Origin of the sequence: Phenylobacterium sp. (genome assembly GCF_030651755.1) — a bacterium.
Lineage (GTDB): Bacteria > Pseudomonadota > Alphaproteobacteria > Caulobacterales > Caulobacteraceae > Phenylobacterium.
This window is the reverse complement of record NZ_JAUSBZ010000139.1, coordinates 1-7520: the sequence shown is the minus strand read 5'-3', so window position 1 is coordinate 7520 and position 7520 is coordinate 1. Positions and strand designations below refer to the sequence as shown.

The following is a 7520-nucleotide window of genomic DNA, read 5'->3' as shown; positions in this document are numbered from 1 at the left end:
GACCGCGTCCACCAGCAGGCCGACCGTGCGGCCCACCAGGTCGACGACGATGACCACCGAGGAAGCGCGCACTTCGCTGGCCGGCAGGCCCAGCCGCGCGGCCAGGTTCAGCACCGGCAACACCGCCCCGCGCAGATTGATCACCCCCAGCACATAGTCCGGCGCATTGGGCAGCGGGGTGGAGGTGGTCCAGCCGCGGATTTCCCGGACCAGCTGGATGTCGATGGCGAACCGCTGCTCGCCGATGACGACGGTGATCAGTTCGCCGCTGGTGGCGAGGGGCTGTCCGGTCATGCTCAGAACGCCTCCCAGCGTTCGGCTGTGGCCCGAAAGGGCCGGCTCTCAGGGCGTTCGGGATGGGCTATCCCGAATCCACGCCCGTGATCGCACTGTGGGTGAAGATCGATGAGGGGAGGTTAACGAGACCTCTCCGGCCAAGCTTTTTGCTGCGACCTTTTGTCGGGGTGGGGTTTGAAGGGGCGACCACGAAGGACACGAAGGTCACGAAGGGGCCGCGTTTCCTTTGTGAGCTTGGTGGGCTTGGTGGTTGATCTTTGCAGCGCCTGCGGCGGGCGAGGGCGGTGGGGCCTGCGCCGTGCCTTTCCTCTCACCGTCATGGTCGGACTTGATCCGACCATCCATGAACACGGGACTGGGATCGGTGTGCATGGACCCCCGGGTCAAGCCCGGTGACGGAGGTGGGGTTGGGGCGCGCTTTGCGTCCTTCGAGGCTCGCTGGCGCTCGCACCTCAGGATGAGGGGCGTGGGAGGGGCTGGGGCGTCCCAGTCCGTCCTCATCCTGAGGCGCCCGCGGGAGCGGGCCTCGAAGGACGAGGACGGGGGAGCCGTTCCCTTACGCCGCCTGGCGGGCCTCAACGGGGGCCAGGCGGATGAGGTAGTCGAAGGCTGAGAGGGCGGCCTTGGAGCCTTCGCCCATGGCGATGACGATCTGCTTGTAGGGCGTCGTCGTGGCGTCGCCGGCGGCGAAGACCCCGGCCACCGAGGTCTGGCCCTTGGCGTCCACCTCGATCTCGCCGCGCTGGGACAGGGCCACGCCGCCCTCGGCCAGCCACTCGGTGTTGGGCACCAGGCCGATCTGCACGAAGATGCCGTCCAGCTCGACCTTGTGGCTCTCGCCCGTGCCGCGGTCGTTATAGGTGAGCGCGGTGACCTTGGCGCCGTCGCCGATCACCTCGGTGGTGAGCGCCGAGGTGATGATGTCGACATTCTTCAGGCTCTTCAGCTTGCGCTGCAGCACCTCGTCGGCGCGGAGCTTGCCATCGTACTCGATCAGGGTGACGTGGGCGACGATGCCGGCCAGGTCGATGGCGGCCTCGACGCCGGAATTGCCGCCGCCGATCACCGCCACGCGCTTGCCCTTATAGAGGGGGCCGTCGCAGTGGGGGCAGTAGGCCACGCCCTTGTTCCGGTACTTGTCTTCGCCAGGCACGTTCATCTGCCGCCAGCGGGCGCCGGGCGCCAGGATGACGGTGCGCGAGTGGAGCGAGGCGCCGTTCTCCAGCACGATCTCCACCAGGCCGCCGGTCTCGGTCGCCGGGATCAGCTTGGCGGCCTTCTGCAGGTTCATGATGTCGACCTCATAGTCGCGCACATGGCGCTCCAGGTCGGACGCCAGCTTAGGGCCCTCGGTGTGCGGGGTGCCGGTCAGGTTTTCGATGGCCATGGTGTCGAGCACCTGACCGCCGAAGCGTTCGGCGGCGACGCCCGTGCGGATGCCCTTGCGCGCGGCGTAGATGGCCGCAGCCGCGCCGGCCGGGCCGCCGCCGATCACCAGAACCTCGAAGGGCTCCTTGGCCTTGATCTTGGCCGCGTCCCGGGCGGCCGCCCCGGTGTCCAGCTTGGCCAGCACCTGTTCCAGGGTCATGCGGCCCTGACCGAACTCGACGCCGTTCAGCATGATGGTCGGCACGGCCATGACCTGGCGGGCGGCGACTTCTTCCTGGAAGAGCGCGCCGTCGATGGCGGTGTGGCGGATGCGCGGGTTCAGCGCGGCCATGGTGTTCAGCGCCTGCACCACGTCGGGGCAGTTCTGGCACGACAGCGAGAAATAGGTTTCAAACACGAAGTCGCCTTCCAGCGCCTTCACCTGTTCGATGGCCTCGGCGTCCACCTTGGGCGGATGGCCGCCCACATGCAGCAGGGCGAGCACCAGCGAGGTGAACTCATGGCCCATGGGCAGGCCTGCGAAGGTGACCGCCACATCGGTCCCGGCCCGGCGGATTTCGAAGGAGGGCTTGCGCGTGTCATCCCCGTCGGTGCGCAGGGTGACCTTGCCGCCCGACACCGAGACGATGTCCTCCAGCAGTTCGCCCATCTCCGCGGCCTTGGGGCCGTCGCCCAGGGAGGCGACCAGCTCCACCGGCTGGGTCACGTTCTGCAGATAGCCCTGCAGCTGGCTCTTCAGCGTGGCGTCCAACATGGCTCGGGTCCGGTGTCTGCGCCGGCGTGTCGGCGCGGTGGGGAGGAAACGTCGGGTCGGCGATCAGGGGATTGGAGGTCGGCAGACCCCCAGGGTCGGACAAGGCATAAGCCTGGGCCACCCTTGGCGTTCCATGATCGCAGGGTCGGGGCGGGGCGTTCCCGGGCCATTGCCTGGCCCAAGGGCCGGGGGAGGCCGGAAACGCCCCTTATTCCGTCAGCCTGACCCCGCGGGGTCAGGCGCTCGGGACAGGGCCGGTCTTAGATCTTGCCGACGAGGTCGAGGGAGGGCGACAGGGTCTTTTCGCCTTCTTCCCACTTGGCCGGGCAGACTTCGCCCGGATGGGCGGCCACGTACTGGGCCGCGCGGATCTTGCGCAGCAGCTCCATGGCGTTGCGGCCGATGCCCTCGGCGGTGACTTCCATGAACTGGATCACGCCTTCCGGGTCGATCAGGAAGGTGCCGCGGTCAGCCAGGCCCTGGCCGGCGCGCATCATGCCGAAGTTGTTGGTGACCACGCCCGAGGGGTCGCCGATCATGGTGTACTGGATCTTGCCGATGGCCGGCGAGGAGTCGTGCCAGGCCTTGTGCGAGAAGTGGGTGTCGGTCGAGACCGAATAGATCTCCACGCCCAGCTTCTGGAACTGGGCGTAGTTGTCGGCCAGGTCCTCCAGCTCCGTCGGGCAGACGAAGGTGAAGTCGGCCGGGTAGAAGAACACCACCGACCACTTGCCCTTCAGGTCGGCGTCGCTGACCTCGACGAACTTGCCGCCCTTATAGGCCTGGGCGGTGAAGGGAAGAATGGTCGTGTTGACGGAAGCCATGCGCGATCTCTCCGGGCGTTGGGTTGGGTAGGAGGGGAGGAAACACCGCCTTCCTACCACCCCATGCTGCATCGCAGAAATCGATTTTATCTGGGGGGTCGATAGAGGGGGTCGATGGGCTAGGTGCCTCGGCGCCACCGCGAGGGGCGCAAGGGAGTGCCAATGCTTTCCGCCGGCGAAGTGCGTTCCTGGGTTTTGGGTGCTGGGGTGGGGCGATCAGTCTTCACGCCACCCTGGCCCCGAATGCGCCGTCTCGCCTCCCTCAACGGGTCATACTCAACAGTCGGCGGAAGACTGGTTCTAGCGGTGTCTAATTCCACAAGGTAGTCAACAAATATCGATCTTGCCAAGTTCAGTTGCTTGGCTGATCCGCTCTCTCTCGCAAACTTGATTCTTGCGTATACGTCATTGCTATTAAGTCCAGTTGTCATGGACATTTCTTCGAGATAAACGTCGGAGCTTATAGCTAAATCTATGTGGGCGATCCCTGAATCAGTAATAGCTATTCGGTCTAGAGGGCCCAAGCCCATTATGTTGGGGTCCAATGAATCTAGTAGGCCTCTCTCGCGCAACCGGTTGATCAATAAGACTGTCTGCTCGCTTCTGGTGCCAGCAGCCTCGAAATAGGAGCATATGTCGCCGATCGACCAATGACGAGAGTCAACGCTATCCGAGCGAGCCGAAATCATCCTCTGGCGAAGAATCCACAGAATATAGTACGCAAGCAAAGGCGAGCTAGGACTAACAGGATCAGTCCAGAAAAGATTTAGTATAAACTCGTTCTCACGCTCCGAGTATCGGTCGTATTCTCCCTTAACTAGAGCCCTGTGAATGCGATTAATTTCGGAGGATCCCGGATTTAGGCCAAAGGATCCCGTAAGAACGTCGTCAATGCTAATCTCAGGGGACATGAACACGCGTCGAGCAATATCCAGCATTCTTCTAATGTTGAAATTAGCCAGCCGCCCTATAGTCCCAGAGACAAACTCGTTGGAAACGAATAATCGTTCCACTGCCACTGCAAATCGATCTATGTTTTCAAGGCTTACCTTGAAACCTTTCGACGTAAAATACTGCTTCGCAAAATCCTGGCTATCGTTAAGCTTGTCCTTAACATATTCTATCCGTTTACGGAGTATTTGCTTAGACTCGGGAACTGGTAGGTAGAAACTCTGAGCGCTATAACTCTTTAGGGCTCCGTCTCTCGAGAGACGCCAGACTGTCCTGTCCGTAATCGGCACTATATTTAATACAGGGCATCTATTCGATATTGAGTTGGCGAGTTGGAATACAGCGTCTTGAACGAGCGGCGGAAACCCGTCGGCGTTGTCATATACGATACATGGAAGTCGTCTCTCATTCGCTACAGCTCGATTGAGGAAGGCGAGTAGGTACTGCTCCGGATCCTCCTCACGCATTCTCTCAAGATAATCGCCAAACTGAATCCGAAACGCATCGGGGTCCTTCCTATATAGATGATAATGAGACCCATCTCTCTGGCGCACATATTCTGACCAGAATACACCGCGCAGTTCGTCGTATGTTGCCCTATCCCCAGAGGATACCGCGCGTTCAGCCTGGTCCCTTAGCTGGCGGACTATCCAAGATGGCAGCCGTAAGTGATCGGTATCTGAATAGTTCTCCAATCCTACGCGAAGCAGAACTGATGATTTGGCAATTTCAGGGCTCAATATATGAGAAAAGAAACGAGATATAAATGTAGTCTTTCCGGCTCCCTTATTCCCAACCAGAAGAACTGTCTCCGAAGTCATCATTTGTATAGCGCGCTCGATGTGCTCTTGAAGCGCGGCGCTACTAGAGGTGTCTAATTGTTGAATGTTGTTTAATAATTTTTGAGCAATTTTCTGCAGCTCAACATCCGCTTTGCGACTTTCGGGCGTCTCTACAAAGCATGCAGTAAGCATCTCATGGTCAGAATCAGACGTAATGTTCGAAAAGAATTGCTGAAATAGAAGCAGGGCATCCTGTCCAAGTGCCCCTCGCGGATGCATTTGAGCTTGCTCTGGTGGGGCCACAGCAGATTGCGACTCTTCACCAGACGCTGCTATTCCTTCTGCCCTATTTAGCTGGACCTGACCAAGGCGATCCTTAAAACCACCAGGGCTTAGGAGGTCGTGGAATCGCGGAAAGTCAGATGTAACTGCCTGTAGGGAAGGGAAAAATATGCCCTTACCATCCAGCAATGACTTACCGTCTCGACGGTTAGTTTGAAAAAACAACCAGGACCTTCCGTCTGTAAGGCAGGCTACGGGTACGCCCTTGAGCGACGCGTAATTGATAGTCTGGCGTATGGGTGCTGAGAGCGGCTTGAGGGTCACTCCCGTTAGCGCTAGATCGGATGTTTTGGAGGATGCTGTTCCGAGCTGAAGTCGACCTGCACGCTTGGCTTCAATCACACATAGCGCTCTGCCGTCCGGAGCATGCAAAGTGTAGTCCACAAAGCCATTCTCAACCGCGAGTTCGGTTGTAATGTTGCCGTGGCTCCACCCTAGTACTTCAACCAGGACTCGGTCGAGAACTCGGAATCGCGTGGTAGCCTCGTTTATTTCTTCACCAAGTTGACGTTCGACCTCATCTTGAATTGCGATTAGTCTGCGCGCGGCTTCATCGATTTCTGCGCTCATGGTCCCCCCAAAGTGGGCGATCTTTTTGATGCGTCGCCAGCTTTCAATCCTAGCGCGCGTCGAAGTCGTTCAGTCAATCTCGACGTTCAATGTCGTGCCTTAGAAGTAGCTGAACGTACATTGGCGGCATCAATTCGAAGCTGCTGTCGCCGGGAGGGTTTCATTTCTGCCATTCGCTCCGACCCGCCTCTCCCCCCGCCCAATCTCCTTCAGCAGGTCGTGGACATAGAGGCCGAAGTCGACCTGGATGGTGTGGCGCTGGCTCTTGTAGAAGTGGCCCAGGTGCAGGGCTTCGTCCTTGGCAATGATGGCTTCCATCTCTGCAGGGCTCGGCGGGACGTAACGGCCGGTGAGGCAGGCTGCGGCCAGCTTGGCCTGCTGCTCGGCGAAGTTGACGAGCGTCGGCAGGGGCTGGGCCAGGCCCATGAAGAAGAGGTTCGGCACGCCGGGCTTCATCATCCGCTTGAACAGGGGGAAGCGGTGCTCGGCGTCGGGCAGGAGGTCCGGGTCATCGAAGAAGGGGAAGCTGATCTGGTAGCCGGTGGCGTAGATGATGGCGTCGACCGTCTCCACGCTGCCGTCCTCGAAGCGCACGCGGTCGCCCATCAGCTCGGCGATGTTCGGCTTGAACTTGATGTCGCCGCAGCCGGCCCTTGTCAGGAACTCGCCGGAGACCGAGGGGTGGGCGGTGAGCGGCTCATGGTCGGGCTTGGGCAGGCCATAGTCCTCCATATTGCCGACGATCTTGCGGATGCGCTTGGCGGCCAGACGCAGGCCGAGCTTGCGGGGCATCCAGTGGGGCATGGCGGCTTTGTCGGCGACGCGGCCGTTCATGTATTTGGGCAGCACCCAGACGCCCCGGCGGGCGGCCACCCACAGGGTCTTTGCGATCGGCTTCTGGGACAGCTCCGAGGCGATATCCATGGCCGAATTGCCCATGCCGACCACCACCACAGTCTTGCCGCGCATATCGATGGGGTCGAAGGGGCTGCGATAGGCGTGGGCATGGAAGGCGGTTCCTGAAAACGCGCCGGGATAGTCAGGGTAACGCGGGTTCCAGTGGTGGCCGTTGGCGACGAAGAGGACGTCGTAGGTCCTCGTCTCTCCGGTTGAGAGCGTGATGGCCCAGCGGCCGTCGTTCGTGCGGACCGCCTTGGTCACAGCGGTGTTGAAGGTGATGTGCGGGCGCAGACCAAAGTGGTCCACATAGTCGCGGAAGTAGGCCAGCAGCTGGCTGTGGTGGGGGAAGTCTGGCCAGTCGGCGGGCACGGGATAGTCCTCGAAGGCCAGGCGCCATTTCGAGGTGTCGATGTGCAGGCTCTCGTAGCAGGCCGACATCCCGTTGGGATTGTTGAAGTACCAGTTGCCGCCCACGTCGTCGGACATCTCGAAGACGTCGAAGGTGATGTTCTCGTCCTTCAGCCGCTTGGCCGTGGTGAAGCCCGAGGGGCCAGCCCCGATGATGCAGGCGGTGGGGGGCGTGGTGGTCATGGCGTCTGGTCCTCCCGCGCCGATGTGGCCTCGGCTGTGGTGGCGGTGAGGATGGCGCCGTTTCCCCTAGGGTCGGCAACTGGGGGGGCTTGGATCAACCACGAAGGACACAAAGGGCAC

Annotated in this window: 5 protein-coding genes; all 5 read right to left on the bottom strand. The window is 60.8% G+C overall.

What is annotated here, in order from left to right:
• On the bottom strand, positions 1 to 294 hold a 294-nt coding region (locus Q7V15_RS13105), incomplete at its 3' end, for a chemotaxis protein CheW (RefSeq protein WP_304756137.1).
• Between the two features lie 559 nt (positions 295 to 853).
• On the bottom strand, positions 854 to 2440 hold the full coding sequence (gene ahpF / locus Q7V15_RS13100) for an alkyl hydroperoxide reductase subunit F (RefSeq protein ID WP_304756136.1): 1587 nt from the start codon (positions 2438 to 2440) through the stop codon (positions 854 to 856).
• A gap of 260 nt (positions 2441 to 2700) precedes the next feature.
• Complete coding sequence (ahpC, locus tag Q7V15_RS13095; protein ID WP_304756135.1) at positions 2701 to 3264, bottom strand: alkyl hydroperoxide reductase subunit C; 564 nt, start codon at positions 3262 to 3264, stop codon at positions 2701 to 2703.
• 119 nt (positions 3265 to 3383) lie between these two features.
• On the bottom strand, positions 3384 to 5909 hold the full coding sequence (locus tag Q7V15_RS13090) for a hypothetical protein (protein WP_304756133.1): 2526 nt from the start codon (positions 5907 to 5909) through the stop codon (positions 3384 to 3386).
• Between the two features lie 129 nt (positions 5910 to 6038).
• Complete coding sequence (locus Q7V15_RS13085; protein WP_370689814.1) at positions 6039 to 7400, bottom strand: flavin-containing monooxygenase; 1362 nt, start codon at positions 7398 to 7400, stop codon at positions 6039 to 6041.
• Positions 7401 to 7520 lie beyond the last annotated feature (120 nt).

Coding starts and splice junctions, on each gene's coding strand:
- ahpF (WP_304756136.1), bottom strand. CDS start 2,440: ATGTTGGACGCCACGCTGAAGAGCCAGCTGCAGGGCTATCTGCAGAAC.
- ahpC (WP_304756135.1), bottom strand. CDS start 3,264: ATGGCTTCCGTCAACACGACCATTCTTCCCTTCACCGCCCAGGCCTAT.
- Q7V15_RS13090 (WP_304756133.1), bottom strand. CDS start 5,909: ATGAGCGCAGAAATCGATGAAGCCGCGCGCAGACTAATCGCAATTCAA.
- Q7V15_RS13085 (WP_370689814.1), bottom strand. CDS start 7,400: ATGACCACCACGCCCCCCACCGCCTGCATCATCGGGGCTGGCCCCTCG.